This window comes from Bartonella sp. AP331QHHD, assembly GCF_042195905.1.
GTDB lineage: Bacteria > Pseudomonadota > Alphaproteobacteria > Rhizobiales > Rhizobiaceae > Bartonella.
Map to the genome: position 1 here is coordinate 1 of NZ_JBHIPG010000054.1, position 1,929 is coordinate 1,929.

4 protein-coding genes are annotated in these 1,929 nt (G+C 37.7%); all 4 read left to right on the forward strand.

Going from position 1 to position 1,929, the window contains the following annotated elements:
- Nucleotides 1–197: 197 nt before the first annotated feature.
- A complete protein-coding gene (locus ACFIMS_RS07225; RefSeq protein ID WP_375618980.1) occupies nucleotides 198–539 on the forward strand; it encodes a type II toxin-antitoxin system RelE/ParE family toxin in 342 nt (113 codons plus the stop codon).
- Nucleotides 539–853, forward strand: a complete 315-nt coding sequence (locus ACFIMS_RS07230; protein WP_375696538.1) for a helix-turn-helix domain-containing protein — start codon at nucleotides 539–541, stop codon at nucleotides 851–853. Before ACFIMS_RS07225 ends, ACFIMS_RS07230 begins: the two co-directional genes overlap by 1 nt.
- 13 nt (nucleotides 854–866) lie before the next feature.
- Complete coding sequence (locus ACFIMS_RS07235) at nucleotides 867–1,055, forward strand: antitoxin VbhA family protein (protein WP_375618982.1); 189 nt, start codon at nucleotides 867–869, stop codon at nucleotides 1,053–1,055.
- Nucleotides 1,042–1,929 (forward strand): Fic family protein (locus ACFIMS_RS07240; protein ID WP_375696539.1); only part of this gene is annotated, 888 nt, incomplete at its 3' end. The genes ACFIMS_RS07235 and ACFIMS_RS07240, both read left to right, overlap by 14 nt.

A 1,929-nucleotide genomic window follows, 5' to 3' on the forward strand; every position in this document is an offset into this window, starting at 1 on the left:
AGCAATACCCCAAAATCAGCCTCAAGATAAAAAGCTTGTGAACGAGCTTCAAACAGCAGTTAAATTTTTGCAACAGAGACAACAGGAGCAAATCAATGCGATAGCGCGTGCAAGATCAAAAGATGTGATACGGTAAGGTAAGAGTGATCTATATTTTTGCTTGACAATAATACGGGTATCCCGTATATATAAAATATATGCAAACAGTCATTGAAACAACAGCTTATCTCATTTCTGCAAAAGAGGAAGGTATATCGCCTGAGGAATTATTTGATATAGTTTCTTTTATTGCAGCTAATCCAAATGCCGGAGATCTTATGCAAGGTACGGGTGGCGCTAGAAAAGTTCGGTTTCCAACAAAACATAAAGGTAAAAGTGGCGGATATAGGATTATTACTTTTTTTGGTGGTAAAGATATTCCGGTTTTTCTTTTAGATGTTTACAGCAAATCGTCTCAAGGAAATTTAACCAAGGCAGAAAGAAATGAACTTAAGTGGATTTTAACCGCACTCTTAGACGAATACAAAAAGGAGAAATGATGGATAAGGCAAATAAAGCAGGATCACGTATATTACAAGGTGCACGTGAGGCTCTTTCCTATGCTAAAGGTGAAGCTGATATCGCAAAGTTTGGTATTCATATTCCTGCAAAGATTGATGTAAAAAAAATTAGAAAAAATATTGGTTTAACGCAGACACAATTTGCAGCACGGTTTGGCTTTTCTGTCGGTCGTATTCGTGATTGGGAACAAGGACGATATTCTATCGATACATCTTCTAAGATATTGCTTTCTGTCATTGAAAACGAGCCAGAAGCTGTAAATCGTGCTCTTAAAAAGGCTTTAACAGCATAAAGGAGGATTTTATATGTTGAGTGAAGAGGAAATTAAGCGACGTCGCTTTGCTGCTAAAAATGCATTAGCAAGTCAACGTTTAGAGGGGTTGGAGCCAGATTCACAGGTCGTTTCTCAGATGGAGCGGGTTATTATTGGAGAACTTGAAACAAGTGATGTAATCAAGGATCTTATGGAACGGATAAAACGTGGTGAAGTATGAGAATACAAACGATCCTTATACTGATCCTAAAACTGGTGTGATGTATAATCGGCTTGGTATTAAAGACCAAGCCACACTAAGCAGTCTGGAGTCTGCTTTTGCTTATATAAGGTCTTATGAACTTGATAGTACTCCTATTAGGGGTGAGTTTGATCTCAATCATATGAAAGACATTCACAAGAAGCTATTTGGTGACGTCTATGAATGGGCAGGAAAGATCCGTTCAATAGATATTACCAAAGGTGGTTGTTTATTTGCTTATCATCATCAGATTGAAAGCTATGCACCGAAGATTACACAGCAGCTTGCCAAAGAACAATATCTGCGTGGTCTTGATGCGGATGAATTCAGCCGGAGAGCTGGATATTACATGGGTGAAATAAATGCGTTGCATCCGTTTCGAGAGGGAAATGGACGTACTCAGCGTGAATTTATTGGTCAACTTGCTCGTGAAGTTGGTTATAATATCAACTGGGACGGTATCACGCGAGAGGAAATGACAAAGGCATCAATTGAGGCACTTTATGGTACTTCTGAATTACTGTCTGAGCTTATTCGTAAGAACCTTACTGAATTTACAAAAAATAAAAATGTTGACGTTTTGCAAAGTCTAGGAGAAAAAGTTTCCTCTTACATTGAGACCAATAAAGAATTATCGCAAAAACAAAAGGTAAAAATTACGACCCTTTTGGAGAATACAAAGACAGCTTTTAGTAGATTTGAAAAACAAGAGCACAATGTTGAACAATCGCAAAGAGATTTGAATAGGGTTTCGAAAGAAACAGAAAAAGCCCCATACCTTGCTGCTTATACGGATAACTCTAATCTAGAACAGAAGGTGCTAAGCGCTCTTAGAAATAAAAAATCTTACGTT

Bases quoted from the DNA above. Each gene is read 5' to 3' on its own strand.
- ACFIMS_RS07225 (WP_375618980.1), top strand. From the start codon at position 198: ATGCAAACAGTCATTGAAACAACAGCTTATCTCATTTCTGCAAAAGAG.
- ACFIMS_RS07230 (WP_375696538.1), top strand. From the start codon at position 539: ATGGATAAGGCAAATAAAGCAGGATCACGTATATTACAAGGTGCACGT.
- ACFIMS_RS07235 (WP_375618982.1), top strand. From the start codon at position 867: ATGTTGAGTGAAGAGGAAATTAAGCGACGTCGCTTTGCTGCTAAAAAT.